The sequence below is a fragment of the Variovorax sp. AC194 genome (assembly GCF_979257995.1).
The window spans coordinates 5,262,656-5,280,433 of sequence record NZ_OZ409823.1 but is presented as its reverse complement, the minus strand read 5'-3'; the positions used below and the strand labels follow the sequence as shown (position 1 = coordinate 5,280,433).

Genomic DNA, 17,778 nt, shown 5'->3' with positions numbered 1-17,778 from the left:
TGTCGACGTCAACGTCGTCCGGCCTGAGCACTGCGACCAGCAGCATCGGCAGCTTGTCCACGGGCCTGAGCACTGCAACCAGCGGCATCTCCAGCCTGTCGACCGGTTTGAGTTCGACCAACAGCCGCGTGAGCAGCCTGTCGACGTCTACGTCTTCTGGCCTGAGTACTGCGACCAGCAGCATCGGCAGCCTGTCCACGGGCCTGAGCACTGCTACCAGCGGCATCTCCAGCTTGTCTACCGGCTTGAGCTCGACCAACAGCAGCGTCAGCAGCCTCTCGACCTCCACGTCGTCTGGCTTGAGCACTGCAACGAGCAGCATCGGCAGCTTGTCCACGGGCCTGAGCACCGCCACCAGCGGTATTACGAGCCTCTCGACCGGCTTGAGCTCGACCAACAGCAGCGTCAGCAGCCTGTCGACCTCCACGTCGTCCGGCCTGAGCACCGCGACCAGCGGCATCTCGAGTCTCTCCACCGGCCTGAGCTCGACCAACAGCAACGTCAACAGCCTGTCCACCTCGACCTCGTCTGGCCTGAGCACCGCCACCAGCGGCATCTCCAGCCTCTCGACCGGGCTGAGCACGACAGACAGCACGGTCAGCAGCCTCTCGACCTCCACGTCGTCCGGCCTGAGCACCGCCACCAGCAGCATCGGCAGCCTCTCCACGGGCCTGAGCTCTGCGAACAGCGGCATCGGCAGCCTGTCGGTCGGGCTGAGTACCGTCACCGTCGGCATCTCGAGCCTCTCGATCGGCCTGAGCACCGCCACCAGCGGCATCTCCAGCCTCTCGACCGGCCTGAGCTCCACGAACAGCGGCGTGAGCAGCCTGTCGACGTCGACCTCGTCGGGCCTGAGCACCGCCACCAGCGGCATCTCGAGCCTTTCGACCGGCCTGAGCTCCACCAACAGCAGCGTGAGCAGCCTGTCGACCTCCACGTCGTCGGCGCTGAGCACCGTGACCAGCAGCGTCGACAGCCTCTCGACCTCGACCTCGACCGGCCTGAGCACTGCGACCAGCAGCATCGGCAGCCTGTCGACCGGCCTGAGCACCGTGACCAGCAGCGTCGACAGCCTGTCGACCGGCCTGAGCACGACGAACAGCAATGTCAACAGCCTGTCCACGTCGACCTCGACCGGCCTGAGCACCGCCACCAGCGGTATCTCCAGCCTCTCGACCGGCCTGAGCACGACCAACAGCAACCTGGACAGCCTGTCCACCAGCGTGGGCGGCGCGACCAGCGGCATCGCGAGCCTGTCGACCTCGACCTCGACCGGCCTGAGCACGGCGACCAGCAGCATCGGCAGCCTGAGCACGACGGTCAACACCATCAACAACAAGGGCACCAAGTACTTCCACACGGGCTCCACCGCCGCCGACTCCGACGCGAGCGGCGTGGACTCCGTGGCGATCGGCCCGCGCTCGGTCTCCAGCGCCGCCAACTCCTTCGCCGCCGGCAACGGCGCGAAGGCGACGGCCGAAGGCGCCGTGGCCATCGGCTTCGGCGCACAGGCCACGGGTGCCAACGCCATCGCCATCGGCACCGGCGCACTGGCCACGGGCTCGCAGGCCATCGGTGTGGATTCCCGTGCAGGCGGCGGCGGCGTGGCGTTGGGCGACAAGGCCGACGCCGGCGGCACGGTGCTGAGCAAGGCGCAGAACATCTCGCAGGGCACGGCGATCGGCTTCGGCGCGGTGGTCACGCAGAGCGGTGGCGTGGCGCTGGGCGCGAACTCGGTGGCATCGACCGCGGCAGGCGCGGTCGGCTACATCCCGGGCAGCGCGAATGCGCAGCAGGAAGCGGCCATCCGCGCCACGACCAGCACGCAGGCCGCGGTGTCCGTGGGCGATGCAGCCAACAACCAGTTCCGCCAGATCACCGGCGTGGCCGCGGGCTCGGCCGACAGCGACGCCACCAACGTGGCCCAGCTGAAGGCGGCCTCCGCGTCGGCCAAGGCCAGCAGCGTGCAGTACGCGACCAACCCGGACGGCTCGGTCAACTACAACCAGGTCACGCTGGGCGCGGGCCAGGCACCGGGCGGCACGCGCATCTCGAACGTGGCGCCGGGCATCCTGCCCACCGACGCGGTCAACATGACGCAGCTGAACCAGGTGCAGAGCCAGGTCGGCGACGTGGCGCGCATCGCCTACTCGGGTTCCGCGATGGCCTTTGCGATGTCGGGCACCTACCTGCCGACGCTCTACCCCGGCGAGAAGACCGTGGGCGTGGGCTTCGGCAGCTACAAGGGCTACAGCGCCGTGGCGCTGACCTTCAAGGCGCTGTCGGACGACGGCAAGATGTCCTGGGGTGCGGGTCTGTCCACCACCGGCAAGGAGTGGGGCGTGAACGCAGGCATCGGCTGGAAGTGGAAATAAGCCACTGAATCGGCGCCGCAGCCGCGGCGTGGCTCCCGTGCCGATGGTGCGGGAGCCATTTTTTTTGGTACACACTCACCCCCATGCGCATTGGTATTTCAGTCCTCACCCACGCGGGGCAGAACATCTGGGAAAACGGGATGGGGCAGAACGTCCTGTTTCTCGCCCGGCTGCTGCAGCGCATCGATTTCGTCGAATCCGTCACGCTCGTCGATGCGGGCGACCAGCAGGCCATGCCGCCGCAGGTCGATCTCTCGGCCATGGGCCTGGCCTTCGGGCGCGCCCGCGAGCTGACCGATGCGCTCGATGTGGTCATCGAGATGGCCGGCGCGCTCGACGTGCAATGGCTCTCCTACTTCCGTGCCTGCGGCGGGCGCTCGGTCTTCCACTGCGTGGGGCAGCCCTTCGTGGCGCTGGCCGAGCCGATCGTCTTCAGCGACAAGGGCCACTTCAGCAAGCCCGACCGTTGCGACGAGGTGTGGCTCCTGCCCAAGGACGCCGTCTTCGCCCCGATGATGCGAACCCTGCACCGCCGCCCGGTGCATGAGGTGCCCTACCTCTGGTCGCCGCAGTTCCTGGCCCAGCGCGTCGCCGAGGTCGAGGCGTCGGGCTACCGCTTCGGCTACGCGCCGCGCACCGCAGAGCAGCCCGGGTTCCGCGTGGCGATCTTCGAGCCCAACATCTCGGTCGTGAAGTCCAGCAGCGTGCCGATGCTGATCTGCGACGGCGCCTACCGCGCCGACCCGAACGCCGTGACCTCGATGCAGGTGCTCAACACGCTGCACCTGAAGGACCATCCGACGATGCTCTACATGGCCAACTCGCTGGACCTCGTGCGCGGGCACAAGGCGGTGTTCCACGGGCGACACGATTTCGCGGGCTTCATGGTGCAGTTCGCCGACGCGGTGGTGTCCCACCAGTGGCAGAACGACCAGAACTATAGCTACCTGGATGCGCTGTACGGCAACTACCCGCTGGTGCACAACTCGCCGTGGCTGCGCGACGCCGGCTACTACTACCCCGACTTCGACATCGCCGCCGGCGCCGAGCAGCTGCTGCAGGCGGTGCGCGGGCACGACACGCAGCTGGACGACTACCGCGCGCGAAGCCAGCGCATGTTCGATGCGATCGATCCGCTCCACCAGGCGAACGTCGATGCCTACGCGCAGCGCCTGCTGCACCTGGTGGGCGGCGACCCCGCATTCCGTGCCGATGGCGTGAGGACCGCATGAGCGCAGTGCAGAACACCCCTTCGTCCGTCATGCCCGCGAAACTCAAGGTCGGCGTTTCCATCTTCATCCGCAAGGGCGAGCAGAGCCTCTGGGAAAACGGCGTCTACCAGAACTGCCTGTTTCTAGTGATGCTGCTGATGCGTTCGCCGCGCGTGGCCAGCACCGTGCTGGTGGCGGGCGGCGGCGATGGCGGTCCGGCGGACGCCACCAACTTCCTGGCCGATTCGCCCGTGCCGATCATCGACATGGCCACCGCCGCGCAGGAGCTCGATCTCATGATCGAGATGAGCGCGCAGCTGGCGCGCGAGTGGTCGGAGGCCTTCAAGGCGCGCGGCGGCAAGATCGTTTCGATGCGCGTGGGCAACGACTACGTGATCGACATCGAACGGATGATCTTCGACAAGCCGCACGGCATGCTCGTCTCGGGCGCGCCTTACGACGAGGTCTGGACGCTGCCGGAGTACGAGACGTCCTGCAAGCCGTACTTCGCGAGCACCTTTCGCGCGCCGGTGCGGCTGATGCCGCACCTCTGGAGCCCGATGGTGCTGGAGAAGGCCATGGCACGCGCCGGAACCAACGACGATGGCAGCGGCAAGCGCTTCGATTACGAAGCCGGCCGCAAGCGCTGGCGCGTCGCCATCTTCGAGCCCAACATCTGCATGGTGAAGACCAGCTTCATCCCCATGCTCGGCTGCGAGGCGGCGCACCGCGCGCAGCCCAGGCTCCTGGAGCGGGTGTGGGTCTACAACAGCTTCCACCTGAAGGAGAAGCCGCTCTTCGTCGGCTTCGCGCAGAGCCTGGACATCGTGCAGCACGGCCTCGCGACCTTCGAGGGGCGCTTTCCGCTGTACCAGGTGCTGCCGGGGAATGTCGATGCGGTCTTCGCGCACCACTGGGAGAACGCGCAGAACTACCTCTACTACGAGGCGCTCTACGGCGGCTACCCGCTCATCCACAACTCGCACCTCATCGGCGATTGCGGCTACCGCTACCACGGCTTCGATTGCGAAGAGGGCGGCGCCGTGCTGCAGCAAGCTTTCGCAGAGCACGACGCTAACCTGCCGGCCTACCGCGAGCGCGCGCGACGGCTCCTCGCCAAGCTCGACCCCGAAGGCGAGGAGAACGTGCGCATCTACACCGCCGCCATCGAGAACCTCTACGCGTGAGAAGAGACACCGCATGAAGACATCGACACAACGATTCGCGCGCCTGCTCCCCGCCATGGCCGCCTGGGCCCTGGCCGGCACGGCGCTCGCGCAGGGCGTGCTGGTGCCCCAGGCGCCGGCCGCGCCGCCGCAGGACACGCTCACGCGCGCCGCCACCAGCGTGGGCATCAAGCGCTGCCTGCCCGCCATCACGCGGCTCGCGACGCTCACCGTGCAGGGCAGCCGCGGGCACGACGTGCTGCTCGACTGGGACCGCAAGCGCCCCGACGACGGCCCGATGTTCTCGCTGGTCGGCATCCAGTACCCGAACGCCGGCGTGGCCGCCTCGATCACCGCGATTCCGGGCGACGGCGGCACCTGCACCGTGTCGGCCGAGCGCATCTCGGTGGCGCCCTTCACCTGCGCGAGCGTGGCCGAGCAGGAGCTGAAGAACTACAAGATGACGCGCCTCCTGCCCATCTACGCGGTCTACACCGACGACAAGGAGCCGACCTCGTCGGTCTCGCTGATCGATTCGCCGCCGGGCTGCCTGGTGATCCGCCGCTATGTCGAATACGGCTGGCGCGATCCGTCGGCGCCGGCCGCTGCCGCACCCGCCGCGCCCGCCGCGCCCACCGGACAAGCCCCCAAGCGCCGCTGACCCGGGCTCTTGCAGGCGCCAGGGGCGCGCCCGCATCCGACACGCAGGAACGCCCTTGACCGGCCTCGCAGAGGGGCGGCAAAGCCCAGCATGGAACCCGAGCCGCGCAACCGTCGCGGCGAAGGAGACCCCATGCCTCTGGCTTCATTGATCGGCCGATGGGCCATGCAGCCCTTCTCGAAGGCGCTGCCGCCGCTGGGCGACACCGAACGTGCGGCGCTGGAGGCCGGCACCGTCGGCTTCGAAGGCCAGCTCTTCGCGGGCCACCCGGACTTCGACGCGCTCACGGCCATGGGGCCCAACCAGCTCACCGAACGCGAGCAGGCGTTTTTGCACAACGAGGTGCGCGCGCTCTGCCGCATGCTGGACGACCACGCCATCGACCAGGCACACGACCTGCCGCCCGAGGTGTGGCGGTTCCTGCGGGAGAAGCGCTTCTTCGGAATGATCATTCCCGAGGAGTTCGGCGGCCTGGGCTTCGGCCACTACGCACACGCCACGGTGGTCGCGCGCATCGCCACCGTCAACGTGGCCACGGCCGTCACGGTGATGGTGCCCAACTCGCTCGGCCCGGCCGAACTGCTGCTGCGCTACGGCACCGACGCGCAGAAGGAGCACTACCTGCCGCGCCTGGCCGATGGCCGCGAGCTGCCGTGCTTCGGGCTGACGTCGCCCTACGCGGGCTCCGACGCGGCATCGATTCCCGACCGCGGCGTGATCGTGGAGCGCGAGTTCAACGGCAAGCCGACGCGCGGCTTCCTGGTCGATTTCGACAAGCGCTACATCACGCTCGCGCCTGTCGCCACCGTGGTGGGCCTGGCCTTCCATGCGGTGGATGAGAGCCGGCCCGAAGGCCAGCGAGACCTCGGCATCACCTGCGCGCTGATTCCCGTGCCGCACGAGGGCATGGAGATCGGCCGGCGCCATCGCCCGATGGACAGCGCCTTCATGAACGGCCCGATCCACGGGCGCCAGGTCTTCGTGCCGATGGACTGGATCATCGGCGGCGAAAAACAAGTGGGCCAGGGCTGGCGCATGCTGATGGAGTGCCTGGCCGCGGGCCGCGCGATTTCGCTGCCCGCGCTCGGCTCCTCGATGCAGCAGACGGCGCTGTACGTGAGCAACGGCTACGGCCAGATCCGCGAGCAGTTCGGCCTGCCGGTGGGCAAGTTCCATGCAATCGCGGGGCTCGTCGCGCAGATGTCGGCCGAGCTCTACGCGAGCGATGCGGCGCGGCGCTTCACGGCCGCCGCGCTCGACAAGGGCGAGCGGCCCAGCGTGGCGAGCGCGATCCTCAAGGTGCAGCTGACCGAGGCGGGGCGCCGCGCGGTGAACCACGGCATGGACATCCTCGGCGGCAAGGGCATCATCTCGGGCCCGTCGAACCTGCTGGGCGTGGCGTACCGGCAGGCGCCGATCGCCATCACGGTGGAGGGCGCGAACATCCTCACGCGCGCGCTGATCGTGTTCGGACAGGGCGCGGTGCGCTGCCATCCGCACGTGCTCGACGAAATGGCGGCCGTGCAGGCGAACGACGAAACCGCGCTCGGCAAGGCGCTCATCGCGCACGGCAAGCACGTGATGGTCAACCTGTGGCACAGCCTCTTCGGCGCGCCGGTGCTCGGCACGCCGCCCGATGAACTGGAGCGCGAGGCGCGCCTCATCGCGCGCATGAGCGCCAAGTACGCGCTCACCGCCGACCTCGCGATGGGCATGCTCGGCGGCAAGCTCAAGCGCATGGAATTGCTCTCGGCGCGGCTGGGCGACGTGCTCGCGCACCTGTACCTGGCAAGCGCGTGCGTCTGGCGGTATCGCGTCGATGCGGCGCCCGAGCTGCTGCCGTTCGCGCAGGCCGCGATCCGGCTGCAGCTGGACGAGGCGGGCAATATCCTGCGCGACCTCTATGCCAACCTGCCGACGGCCGGCCGCCGCGTGATCGGCGCGCTGGTGCTGCGCCGCACCGCGCACCTGGCGCCGCTGCGCGACGTGCAGCTCATCGAGCTGGCGGACCTGTTGCGCACGAACCCGCGCATCGTCGAGCGCCTGGCGCCCGACCTCAGCGAACCCGCGGCCGGGGGCCTGCGCGACCTGATGCATGCGATGGAGCTGGGCGCGCAACTGGGTGATGCGGGCGATACGACGGCCGCGCTCAACAAGGTATTGCGCCGCACGAATTCGCTGGAAGAAGCTGCCCGCTCGGCGCCCGACCCGGAACTGGCGCTGGCCTACCTGCGCGCCGCCGACAAGGTCATCCAGGTGGACGACTTCGAAGGCCCGGCACGCAACGCGGACGGCCGTGCCGATCTCGACCGGCCTGCCGGCTCGTCCGTCAACCCGCCTGCTGCGCCGCCATCAGTGCCGTCAACGCCGCCGCCGTCTGCTCGTCCGCCGGAAAGAACGACTCCACCGCGAGTTCCTGCAACGTGACATCGACCGGCGTGCCGAAGATCGTGATGGTGCTGATGAAGCTCAGCACGCCGCTCGGCATGACCACCTGAAAGGGCACGGCCACGGCCGACAGCGCGGTGTCGATGGCGGGTGCGTCGTGGCTCACGGCGGGCGCGGGGTAGGCCGCCAGTTCATCGTGCAGCGCCTGGAGCGTCGCGTCGCCGGTGGCCGCGATCTGCTGCAGCAGCCGCTCGAGCAGGTGGGTGCGCCATTGCGCAAGGTTGGCGATGCGCGGCGCCACGCCCTCGGGATGCAGGCTCAGGCGCAGCACATTGATGGGCGGCTTCAGCAACTCGGGGGCCGCGCCTTCCATCAGCAACGGGACCAGCGCGTTGTGCGCCACCAGGTTCCAGTGTCGGTCCACGGCCAGCGCGGGAAAGGGCTCGTGCCCCTTCAACACCAGGTCGACCGCACGCCGCGCCGCGGCCATGGCCGGGTCGTCGAGCGAGCGCTGGCGGTACATGGGCGCGAATCCCGCGGCCACCAGTAGCGCATTGCGCTCGCGCAGCGGCACTTCGAGCCGCTCGGCCAGGCGCAGCACCATCTCTCGGCTGGGCGCGGCGCGGCCGGTTTCCACGTAGCTCAGGTGCCGGGTCGAGACCTCGGCCTCCTGCGCCAGGTCGAGCTGGCTCAGGCGCCGGTGGGTGCGCCAGTGCCGAAGGTGCGCGCCGAACGGATCGCGCGCGCCGGGCTGGCTGGCCTTGGACGAATGGGTGCTGCTGCGGGTGGTGTTCATGGCCCGCATTCTGGCGTGGCGGCGGCCCGGCGCCATGACCTCCCAGGTCATCGACGCGATGCATGCGGGCCGGAATCATTGGCTCCAACGCGGCGGGAATGGCTCGCAGCGTATTCACCCAGTGAACAGCCAAAGGAGATCCACATGTCCGTCTTCGCTTCCCCCCGCTTCCTGCCCAACGTGATGTGGGCCGACGCCGCCTCCTGCGCCGCGACCGGCGCGCTGCAGGTGGTTTTCACCGACGCGCTGGCGCAGCTGACCGGGCTGCCTGCGGCGCTGCTGATGGGCACCGGCGTGTTCCTGCTGGCCTATGCGGCGCTAGCGGCCTTCATGGCCACCCGCGCCACGTCGCCGCGCACCCTGATCGGGCTCGTCGTCGCGGGCAATTTCGGCTGGGCCGTGGCCTGCGCTGCGCTCCTGGTGAGCGGCGTGTTCGCGGTCACCGCGCTGGGCATGGCCTGGGTGCTTGCGCAGGCCCTGTGCGTGGTGGTGCTGGCCGAGCTGCAATGGACGGGCCTGCGCCGCACGCGCCGCGCGAGCAGTCGCGCCGGCATGGCGCGGGCCTGACCGCAGGCGACACGAGAGGTGCCGGCAACGCCCGTTTACCCGGCATTTCTCGCTATGAGGAACATAGCGCGGAGAGAGCGCGGCAGGGAAGACCGACTACAACGATTGACATTGATCCCCGCTATCCTTGAGGAGCTTCCACGAAACAACAGGAGTTCCTCTATGGCCAAAGCACCGGCTCACGCCTTTGCGTCCACCCTCAAGACCTTCAAGACCGCATCGGGCAAGTCCGGCAAGTACTGGTCCCTGAAGGAGCTGGCCAAGCAATACCCCACGATCGAGCGGCTGCCCGTGTCGATCCGCATCGTGCTCGAGTCGGTGCTGCGCAATTGCGATGGCCAGAAAGTCTCGCCCAAGCACGTCGAAGAGCTGGCCCACTGGGCACCCAACGCAGAGCGCACCGACGAGATTCCCTTCGTCGTCACCCGCGTGGTGCTGCAGGACTTCACCGGCGTGCCGCTCCTGGCCGACCTGGCCGCCATGCGCAGCGTGGCCGCCAAGCTGAACAAGTCGCCCAAGACCATCGAGCCGCTGGTGCCCGTGGACCTGGTGGTCGATCACTCGGTGATGGTCGACTACTACGGCACCCCCAAGGCGCTGGACTTGAACATGAAGCTGGAGTTCCAGCGCAACAACGAGCGCTACCAGTTCATGAAGTGGGGCATGCAGGCCTTCGACACCTTCCGTGTCGTGCCGCCGGGCTTCGGCATCGTGCACCAGGTCAATCTCGAATACTTCGCGCGCGGCGTCTACAAGAGCCCGCACGACAAGGCAGACACGCCCACCTACTACCCCGACTCGCTGGTCGGCACCGACAGCCACACCACCATGATCAACGGCATCGGCGTGGTCGGCTGGGGCGTGGGCGGCATCGAGGCCGAGGCGGCCATGCTGGGCCAGCCGGTCTACATGCTCACGCCCGACGTGGTGGGGTTCGAACTCACCGGCAAGCTGCGCGAAGGCGTGACGGCGACCGACCTGGTGCTGTACGTCACCGCGATCCTGCGCACCGAGAAAGTGGTGGGCAAGTTCGTCGAATTCTTCGGCCCCGGCGCCGCATCGATCGCCGTGCCCGACCGCGCGACCATCGGCAACATGGCGCCCGAATACGGCGCGACGATGGGCTTCTTCCCGGTCGACGAGATGACCGTGGCGTACTTCGAGGGCACCGGCCGCACCAAGGAAGAGGTCGAGCGCTTCGAGGCCTACTACAAGGCGCAGGGCCTGTTCGGCATGCCCGCGCCGGGCGACATCGACTACACCAAGATCGTCCGGCTCGACCTGGGCACCGTGTCGCCGAGCCTGGCCGGCCCCAAGCGCCCGCAGGACCGCATCGACCTGGGCCACCTGTCCACCAAGTTCTCCGAGCTCTACAGCAAGCCCAACGACGCCAACGGCTTCAACCAGCCGGCCGACAAGCTCAAGCTGCGCTACCCGCTCGCCATCGCCGGCGCAAGCACCGACGACGAGGCGGCCGCTCCCGCCCCCGGCTCGCCGCGCGACTTGGTCGAGATGGTGGCCAACCGCTCGACCAAGGCCGCGGCGCACACCAGCGCCACGGCGCCGCCGGCGCCCAAGGGCCAGGTCACCATCGGCAACGGCGACGTGCTGATCGCGGCCATCACCTCGTGCACCAACACCTCCAACCCGAGCGTGATGCTCGCGGCGGGCCTGCTCGCCAAGAAGGCTGTGGAGGCGGGCCTCACGGTCAAGCCGCACGTGAAGACCTCGCTGGCGCCGGGCTCGCGCATCGTGACCGAATACCTGGAGAAAGCGGGCCTCCTGCCGTACCTGGAGAAGCTGGGCTTCTATCTCGCGGGCTACGGCTGCACCACCTGCATCGGCAACGCGGGCGACCTCACGCCCGAGATCAACGAGGCCATCACCAAGAACGACCTCATCGGCGCGGCCGTGCTTTCGGGCAACCGCAATTTCGAGGCGCGCATCCATCCGAACCTGAAGGCCAACTTCCTGGCCTCGCCGCCGCTGGTGGTGGCCTTCGCGATCGCGGGCAACGTGATGACCGACCTCATGACCGAGCCGGTGGGCAAGGGCAAGAACGGCAAGGACGTGTACCTGGGCGACATCTGGCCGAGCCCCAAGGAAATCGACGAGAACCTGCGCTTCGCGATGAACGCCAAGTCGTTCCGCGCGAACTACGACAAGGTCAAGACCGATCCGGGCAAGTTCTGGAGCAGCATCAAGGGCACCGACGGCCAGGTGTACGACTGGCCCCAATCGACCTACATCGCCGAGCCGCCGTTCTTCGAGGGCTTCAAGATGAAGCCGCACGCCACCGACGCGGGCTTCAAGGGCGCGCGGATCATGGCGCTCTTCGGCGACTCGATCACCACCGACCACATCTCGCCGGCCGGCTCGATCAAGGAAAGCTCGCCCGCGGGCATCTGGCTCAAGGCGCACGGCGTGCCCAAGGCCGACTTCAACAGCTACGGCTCCCGCCGCGGCAACCACGACGTGATGATGCGCGGCACCTTCGCCAACGTGCGCATCAAGAATCTGATGATTCCGCCGGACGCCAACGGCACGCAGGAAGAGGGCGGCGTCACGCGCTTCCAGCCGGGCAACGAGAAGATGTTCATCTACGACGCCGCCATGAAGTACATGGCGCAAGGCGTGCCGACGGTGGTGTTCGGCGGCGAGGAATACGGCACGGGCTCCTCGCGCGACTGGGCGGCCAAGGGCACGCAGCTCCTGGGCATCAAGGCCGTGGTGGCGCGCAGTTTCGAGCGCATCCACCGCGCCAACCTGGTGGGCATGGGCGTGCTGCCGCTGCAGTTCCGCGGCGCCGATTCGTGGCAGACGCTGGGCCTGACGGGCGACGAGCAGATCGACGTGGTGATCGGCGGCGAACTCAAGCCCCAGATGGATGTGAAGCTGGTCGTGCACCGCCCCGACGGCACGCACCAGGAGGTAACGGTGCGCCTGCGCATCGACACGCCGATCGAGGTCGACTACTACAAGCACGGCGGCATCCTGCCGTTCGTGCTGCGGCAGCTGCTGGCCGCCTGAGCTCCGGATCAAGGCTTGATCCGCGTCGGGCTCATCTCCGACACCCACGGCCTGCTGCGTCCGCAGGCCGTGGCGGCCTTGCAGGGGAGCGACTTCATCGTGCATGGCGGGGACATCGGCGATGCTGGCATCCTCGAAGCGCTCGCGGCCATCGCGCCGCTGACGGTCGTGCGGGGCAACAACGATCGCGAGCCGTGGGCCGATGGCATCGCGGAGACGGAATTTCTGAAGGTCGGCGGCGTGGTCATCTACGCCATCCACGACCTCTCGCAGATCGACATCGATCCCGCCGCGGCCGGCGTGCGCGTCGTCATTTCCGGCCACTCCCACAAACCGAAGATCGAGGAGCGCGGCGGCGTGCTCTACGTGAACCCGGGCAGTGCCGGTCCGCGCAGATTCAAATTGCCAATCGCCGTCGCCGAACTCATCGTCGATGGCGATTCGGTCAACGCACGCATCGTCGAACTGGCCTTGACCTGAATGCGCGCAAAAGACGCGATCCGCGTGGTCATAGGGCTTTAGTCAGGTGACGCCAATTGAGAATTGATAGCATCTAGGTTTTGCTTACAGGTGCGTCCCGGTCTCCAGGGCGCCGCCCCACCGTGCGAACCAAAGATTTCGGCACCGCGCCGGCCTCCACCGCCGTCGCCCTGCGCCTCGACCAGCTTCCCAACAACCAATGGGCCACCGTGATCGACGTGGCCCGTCCCGAGGGCGCGGACGACCGCGAACTCGTGCTGCGCCTGACCGAAATCGGCTTCGTTCCGGGCGAAGCGGTGCGCATCGTCGCGAGCGGCATCCCGGGCCGGGAGCCGCTGGCGGTGCGGCTGGGCCACACCACCTTTGCATTGCGCCGCCACGAGGCCGCGCTGATCCACGTCACACCCGGAGCCGCCGACCATGGCTGAAGCCGTCATCCAGGGGCCGGGCGGTTTCGCCCCCACCGCCCAGCCGGGGCGCATCGCGCTGCTGGGCAACCCGAACTGCGGCAAGACCGCGCTCTTCAACCTCCTGACCGGCAGCCGCCAGAAGGTGGCCAACTACGCCGGCGTGACCGTCGAGCGCAAGGAAGGCACGCTGCGCACGCCCACGGGCCGCCGCGTCTTCGTGCTCGACCTGCCGGGCGCCTACAGCCTGAATGCGTTGAGCGCCGACGAGGCCGTCACCCGCGACATCGTCACCGGCCAGAGCAACGAAGCGCTGCCCGACCTCCTGGTGTGCGTGACCGACGCGACCAACCTGCGGCTGAACCTGCGCCTCGTGCTGGAGGCCCGCAAGCTGGGCCTGCCGATGGTGGTGGCGCTCAACATGACCGACATGGCCAAGAAGCAGGGCATCGCGGTCGACACCGCCGTGCTCTCGCGCGAACTGGGCGTGCCGGTGATCGAGACCGTCGGCGTCCACACCGGCGGCGCGAAGAACCTGCTCGAGGCGCTGGACGCACCGGTCGCCGCCGCCGCGCCGCAGCCCTGGCAGGCGCCGGGCCTGGACGACGTTCTGGCCACGCAGCGCGAGGTGCGCCGCATCCTGGGCCTTGCGGTGAAGGAGCCGGTCGGCAGCCTGGCCACCAGCGACCGCATCGACAGCGTGGTGATGCATCCCATCTGGGGCATGGTGGTGCTGGCCGTCACGATGTTCCTGATGTTCCAGGCCGTGTTCAGCTGGGCCAACGTGCCCATGGACGCCATCAAGGCCGGTACCGAGGCGCTCGGCGGCCTGCTCAAGACAGCCATCCCCGAGGGCATGCTGCAGAGCCTGCTGGTGGACGGCGTGATCGCCGGCGTGGGCGGCGTGATCGTGTTCCTGCCGCAGATCCTGATCCTGTTCCTCTTCATCCTCGCGCTGGAAGACTCCGGCTACCTGCCGCGCGCCGCGTTCCTGCTCGACCGCGTGATGGGCACCGTGGGCCTGTCGGGCCGCTCGTTCATTCCGCTGCTCTCCAGCTTCGCCTGCGCCATTCCGGGCGTGATGGCCACGCGCACCATCAGCAACTGGCGCGACCGCATCACCACCATCATGATCGCGCCGCTCATGACCTGTTCGGCGCGGCTGCCGGTGTATGCGCTGCTGATCGCGGCCTTCATTCCGGCGCGCACGGTGGGTGGCGTCTTCAACCTGCAGGGCGTGGTGCTGTTCGCGCTGTACGTGTTCGGCATCGTCTCGGCGATGGCCGTGGCCTGGGTGATGAAGCGCTTTCGCGACAACACGCAGCATTCGCCGCTGCTGATGGAGCTGCCCGCCTACCGCTGGCCGAACCCTCGAAACCTGGTTGTGGGACTTTATGAACGAGCATGGATCTTCCTCCAGCGCGTGGGCACGATCATCCTCACGCTCACGATCCTGCTGTGGTTCCTCTCGACCTTCCCGTCGCCGCCCGAAGGCGCCACGGGTCCGGCCATCCAGTACAGCCTGGCCGGCATGATCGGCCGCGGGCTCGAATACATCTTCGCGCCCATCGGCTTCAACTGGCAGATCTCGATCGCGCTGGTGCCGGGCATGGCGGCGCGCGAAGTGGCCGTGGGAGCACTGGGCACGGTGTACGCGCTCTCGGCCACCGGCGACGACGTGGCGGGCGCGCTCGAGCCGCTGATCGCCGGCAGCTGGTCGCTGGCCACGGCGCTGTCGCTGCTGGTCTGGTACGTGTTCGCGCCGCAATGCATCTCGACGCTGGCCGCCGTGAAGCGCGAGACGGCCTCGTGGAAGTACGTGTGGATCATGGCGGGCTACCTGTTCGCGCTGGCTTATGCAGCGTGTTTCATCACCTACCACGTTGCAGTGGCACTGGGCGCGGGTTAAAACCGCTCCTGACGCTGAAAGGTTTGAAGAAGAAATGGCACAGCAACTGATCGTCGGATTGATCGTCGCAGCGGCCGCGCTCTACGCGGTGTGGCGCTGGATGCCCGCAGGCTGGCGCCGCAGCGCCGCCTACAAGCTCGCGGCCGGCTCGCAGCGCGCGGGCCTGGTCGACCAGGAGCGCGCCAACCAGCTGGCCGCATCGCTCGCCAAGAGTTCGGGCTGCGGCTCGTGCGACACCTGCGGCAGCTGCGCTCCCAAGAAACCCGGCAACACCAACGCCACGCAAGCCGACAAGGCCGTCTCGAACAGTCTCTGAGCCGATGCCCACGCACATCCTCGTCGCCGGGGGCGGCATCGGGGGGCTGGCCACGGCGCTGGCGCTTTCGCGGGGCCGGCATCGCGCCGACGTCTTCGAGCAGGCGGCGGCCTTCGGTGAGATCGGGGCCGGCGTGCAGCTCGGGCCCAACGTCACGCGGCGTCTTCAACAACTGGACTTGGGCTCGGGCCTCGCGAAGATCGCGGCGCGTCCCGATGCGCTGGTGGTCCGCAGCGCCGGCAGCGACGCCGTGCTGGCCCGCTTGCCGCTGGGCGACGCGATGCAGCAGCGCTACGGCGCCCCTTATTTCTGCGCCCACCGTGCCGACCTGCATGCGCTGCTGCTCGAAGCGGTGCGCGCGCGTGGCACCGGCGCGCTGGTGACCGCCGCGCAGATCACGCAGATCGAGACCAGCGACGATCTCGTCTGCGTCTCGAGCACCGACGCGCGCGCCTGGGAGGGCGAGGCGCTCGTGGGTGCCGATGGCCTGTGGAGCCTGGTGCGGCGCCAGCTCGACACCCCCTCGGCCGCGGAGCCGCCGCGCGTCACCGGCCACACGGCGTGGCGCGCGCTGGCGCTGCAAAGCGATCTGCCCGCTGCATTGCGGCGCCAGCAGGTCGATGTCTGGCTGGGCCCGCACCTGCATGCCGTGGCGTACCCGGTGCGCGGCGGCGAGTGGCTCAACGTGGTGGTGATCGCCGAATCCGCACCGGCCGGCGATGCGCGCGACTGGGACCAGTCCAGCAGCATCGCGGCCCTTCAACAAGCCACGGGCCGCAGCGGCGGCGGCCTGCAGGCGCTGCTCGAAGCGATGCCCGGCTGGCGTGCCTGGTCACTGAGCGACCGCGCGCCGTTGACCTCCGCCGCCGACATGGCCCACGAGCGCGTCGCGCTGGTGGGCGACGCGGCGCACCCGATGGTTCCGTACCTCGCGCAAGGCGCCGGCATGGCGATCGAGGATGCGGTCGCGCTGGCCGATGCGCTCGGCGATGGCAGCGCGGCCGACGTGCCCGCAGCCTTCGCGCGCTACGCCGAGGCGCGCTGGCAGCGCAATGCGCAAGTGCAGGCGCGTGCGCGGCGCAATGGCGAGGTCTTCCATGCCACCGGCGTGATGCGCGTGGGGCGCGACCTCGCGATGCGCTCGCTCGGCGCGCGGTTGCTCGACCAGCCCTGGCTGTACGGGGGGTGAGCGGCGGTTGAGCCCTCCGACCTTCAGAGCCTGAAGGTTTGCAGGTGCTCGATGCGTTCGGCCAGGCCTTCCGGCCCGAGGTAGTGCCCGAGCGAGCCATCGCGCACTTTCACCAGCGTCGTTTCCAGCTCCGCCAGCATCGCATCGCGGTCCGCCACAAAGGCCGGCGGCACGTCGATGCCGGTTTCCGCACAGGCATCCGCGATCAGGTGCGCGCTCGCAGGCGCACCGCACGCCACGCACTTGACGATCGCCGCGACGCTCGGCTCCGCGCCGTTGGCCAGCAGCGCGCTCGTGAGCTCGGGCGCGATCTGTCCGTCGACGTTGCGCAAGGCGTCGGCCGCCACCGGCGCGCCCGCGCGCACCAGGGCCGCGGTCGCTGCGAAGGCGCTCTGACCCAGCGCCACGTCGGTCGCGAGGGCGCTGCCTTGCTGCGGCCCGTCGAAGCGCACGCCCGAGGCGGCCAACTCGACCACCAGCGGCGCATCGTCGGTCGCGATCGCGTGGTGCAGCGCCGCGCGCGCGAGCGCCGGGTGATGGCGCAGCGTGCCGTCCGCGAGCGGCGTGCGCCAGTCGACCACGGCGCGGCAGTAGAAGGTGACCAGCTTGTCCATCAGGTCGAGGTCCAGCCCGTGGTCCTGGTGGCGGTCGTCCAGGTACTGCAGCAGCGTCTGCCCCGAGAAGTAGTCGCTCGTGGGCGCCAGCGGGTCTTCGTCCAGGTGCAATGCGGCGAACGCGCCGTGCAGGTCGGGCGCGACGGCGCTCAGCGTGTCTTCGTGCAGCGCGTGCGTCCAGGCCGGCGGCAGGCCCTGCTTCCATGCGATGACCCGGCCGTAGGCCTCGCCGGGCTCGACCACGGCGTAGACGCGGTCCAGGTACTCGAAGCCGCCGAAGGGCAGGTGGGTGAGCTTGCCGCTCCAGGGTGCGCCGCCGTCCGCTGCGGCGTCTTGCGCCAGTTCCTGTTCATGCTCGATCCAGCCCTGCAGGTCGCGGTAGCCGTCGCTGCCGTCCCAGAAGATTTCCGACCAGCTCACGCTCTCGATGTTGCCGTTCATCGGCAGCGCGAGGTCGTAGTCCAGGCGCCCGCCCGCCGACTCTTGCCACAGCGCGACCAGCGCTTCGGGAATCGGCCCTGCGCAGAGCGCCTGCACGGCCGCGATCTGTTGCGCGGGCATCGGCGGCTGCGCATCGAAGATCACGCGGTCCGCGAACAGCACGACGCCGTGGGCCCGCAAGGTGGAGATCTCGTCGGGTGAGAACCGGATGTTGTGCATGGCAGTCGC

14 protein-coding genes are annotated in these 17,778 nt (G+C 68.8%); 12 read left to right on the top strand and 2 right to left on the bottom strand.

What is annotated here, in order from left to right; translation table 11 throughout:
• Positions 1–1,223: 1,223 nt before the first annotated feature.
• The 5 genes from ACZYRS_RS25180 (at position 1,224) to ACZYRS_RS25160 (ending at position 7,840) form a co-directional block, all read left to right on the top strand.
• Complete coding sequence (locus ACZYRS_RS25180) at positions 1,224–2,375, top strand: YadA-like family protein (RefSeq protein WP_463422534.1); 1,152 nt, start codon at positions 1,224–1,226, stop codon at positions 2,373–2,375.
• A gap of 83 nt (positions 2,376–2,458) precedes the next feature.
• Positions 2,459–3,607, top strand: a complete 1,149-nt coding sequence (locus tag ACZYRS_RS25175) for a DUF2827 domain-containing protein (RefSeq protein WP_463421429.1) — start codon at positions 2,459–2,461, stop codon at positions 3,605–3,607.
• Positions 3,604–4,773, top strand: coding sequence for a DUF2827 domain-containing protein (locus ACZYRS_RS25170; protein WP_463421428.1), 1,170 nt, complete (start codon positions 3,604–3,606; stop codon positions 4,771–4,773). Before ACZYRS_RS25175 ends, ACZYRS_RS25170 begins: the two co-directional genes overlap by 4 nt.
• A 13-nt stretch (positions 4,774–4,786) precedes the next feature.
• Positions 4,787–5,413, top strand: coding sequence for a hypothetical protein (locus ACZYRS_RS25165; protein WP_463421427.1), 627 nt, complete (start codon positions 4,787–4,789; stop codon positions 5,411–5,413).
• Between the two features lie 132 nt (positions 5,414–5,545).
• Complete coding sequence (locus ACZYRS_RS25160) at positions 5,546–7,840, top strand: acyl-CoA dehydrogenase (RefSeq protein ID WP_463421426.1); 2,295 nt, start codon at positions 5,546–5,548, stop codon at positions 7,838–7,840.
• Here ACZYRS_RS25160 and ACZYRS_RS25155 read toward each other — a convergent pair.
• Complete coding sequence (locus ACZYRS_RS25155) at positions 7,743–8,597, bottom strand: helix-turn-helix domain-containing protein (RefSeq protein WP_463421425.1); 855 nt, start codon at positions 8,595–8,597, stop codon at positions 7,743–7,745. The two genes, ACZYRS_RS25160 and ACZYRS_RS25155, sit on opposite strands and share 98 nt — an antisense overlap.
• 144 nt (positions 8,598–8,741) lie before the next feature.
• Between ACZYRS_RS25155 and ACZYRS_RS25150 the strand changes: the two genes are divergently transcribed.
• From ACZYRS_RS25150 to ACZYRS_RS25120, 7 genes are all read left to right on the top strand, one after another.
• Entirely contained in the window at positions 8,742–9,164 is a 423-nt protein-coding gene (locus ACZYRS_RS25150; protein WP_463421424.1) for a hypothetical protein, read from the top strand.
• Positions 9,165–9,326: 162 nt separating this feature from the next.
• A complete protein-coding gene (locus ACZYRS_RS25145; RefSeq protein WP_463421423.1) occupies positions 9,327–12,194 on the top strand; it encodes an aconitate hydratase in 2,868 nt (955 codons plus the stop codon).
• A gap of 15 nt (positions 12,195–12,209) precedes the next feature.
• On the top strand, positions 12,210–12,674 hold the full coding sequence (locus ACZYRS_RS25140; RefSeq protein WP_463421422.1) for a metallophosphoesterase family protein: 465 nt from the start codon (positions 12,210–12,212) through the stop codon (positions 12,672–12,674).
• Positions 12,675–12,796: 122 nt separating this feature from the next.
• A complete protein-coding gene (locus ACZYRS_RS25135; RefSeq protein ID WP_463421421.1) occupies positions 12,797–13,102 on the top strand; it encodes a FeoA family protein in 306 nt (101 codons plus the stop codon).
• Positions 13,095–14,990, top strand: coding sequence for a ferrous iron transporter B (gene feoB, locus ACZYRS_RS25130; RefSeq protein WP_463421420.1), 1,896 nt, complete (start codon positions 13,095–13,097; stop codon positions 14,988–14,990). The genes ACZYRS_RS25135 and feoB overlap by 8 nt, the downstream gene beginning before the upstream one ends.
• 34 nt (positions 14,991–15,024) lie before the next feature.
• The gene (locus tag ACZYRS_RS25125; protein ID WP_463421419.1) at positions 15,025–15,306 is read left to right on the top strand and encodes a DUF6587 family protein; all 282 of its coding nucleotides are present in this window, start codon (positions 15,025–15,027) and stop codon (positions 15,304–15,306) included.
• A gap of 4 nt (positions 15,307–15,310) precedes the next feature.
• On the top strand, positions 15,311–16,495 hold the full coding sequence (locus ACZYRS_RS25120; protein WP_463421418.1) for an FAD-dependent monooxygenase: 1,185 nt from the start codon (positions 15,311–15,313) through the stop codon (positions 16,493–16,495).
• A gap of 23 nt (positions 16,496–16,518) precedes the next feature.
• Here ACZYRS_RS25120 and ACZYRS_RS25115 read toward each other — a convergent pair whose 3' ends face one another.
• Positions 16,519–17,769, bottom strand: a complete 1,251-nt coding sequence (locus ACZYRS_RS25115) for an SMI1/KNR4 family protein (protein WP_463421417.1) — start codon at positions 17,767–17,769, stop codon at positions 16,519–16,521.
• Between the last annotated feature and the right edge of the window lie 9 nt (positions 17,770–17,778).

What these genes read in the sequence shown, in the direction of transcription:
- ACZYRS_RS25175 (WP_463421429.1), top strand. Translation starts at nt 2,459, where the DNA reads ATGCGCATTGGTATTTCAGTCCTCACCCACGCGGGGCAGAACATCTGG.
- ACZYRS_RS25170 (WP_463421428.1), top strand. Translation starts at nt 3,604, where the DNA reads ATGAGCGCAGTGCAGAACACCCCTTCGTCCGTCATGCCCGCGAAACTC.
- ACZYRS_RS25165 (WP_463421427.1), top strand. Translation starts at nt 4,787, where the DNA reads ATGAAGACATCGACACAACGATTCGCGCGCCTGCTCCCCGCCATGGCC.
- ACZYRS_RS25160 (WP_463421426.1), top strand. Translation starts at nt 5,546, where the DNA reads ATGCCTCTGGCTTCATTGATCGGCCGATGGGCCATGCAGCCCTTCTCG.
- ACZYRS_RS25155 (WP_463421425.1), bottom strand. Translation starts at nt 8,597, where the DNA reads ATGAACACCACCCGCAGCAGCACCCATTCGTCCAAGGCCAGCCAGCCC.
- ACZYRS_RS25150 (WP_463421424.1), top strand. Translation starts at nt 8,742, where the DNA reads ATGTCCGTCTTCGCTTCCCCCCGCTTCCTGCCCAACGTGATGTGGGCC.
- ACZYRS_RS25145 (WP_463421423.1), top strand. Translation starts at nt 9,327, where the DNA reads ATGGCCAAAGCACCGGCTCACGCCTTTGCGTCCACCCTCAAGACCTTC.
- feoB (WP_463421420.1), top strand. Translation starts at nt 13,095, where the DNA reads ATGGCTGAAGCCGTCATCCAGGGGCCGGGCGGTTTCGCCCCCACCGCC.
- ACZYRS_RS25125 (WP_463421419.1), top strand. Translation starts at nt 15,025, where the DNA reads ATGGCACAGCAACTGATCGTCGGATTGATCGTCGCAGCGGCCGCGCTC.
- ACZYRS_RS25120 (WP_463421418.1), top strand. Translation starts at nt 15,311, where the DNA reads ATGCCCACGCACATCCTCGTCGCCGGGGGCGGCATCGGGGGGCTGGCC.
- ACZYRS_RS25115 (WP_463421417.1), bottom strand. Translation starts at nt 17,769, where the DNA reads ATGCACAACATCCGGTTCTCACCCGACGAGATCTCCACCTTGCGGGCC.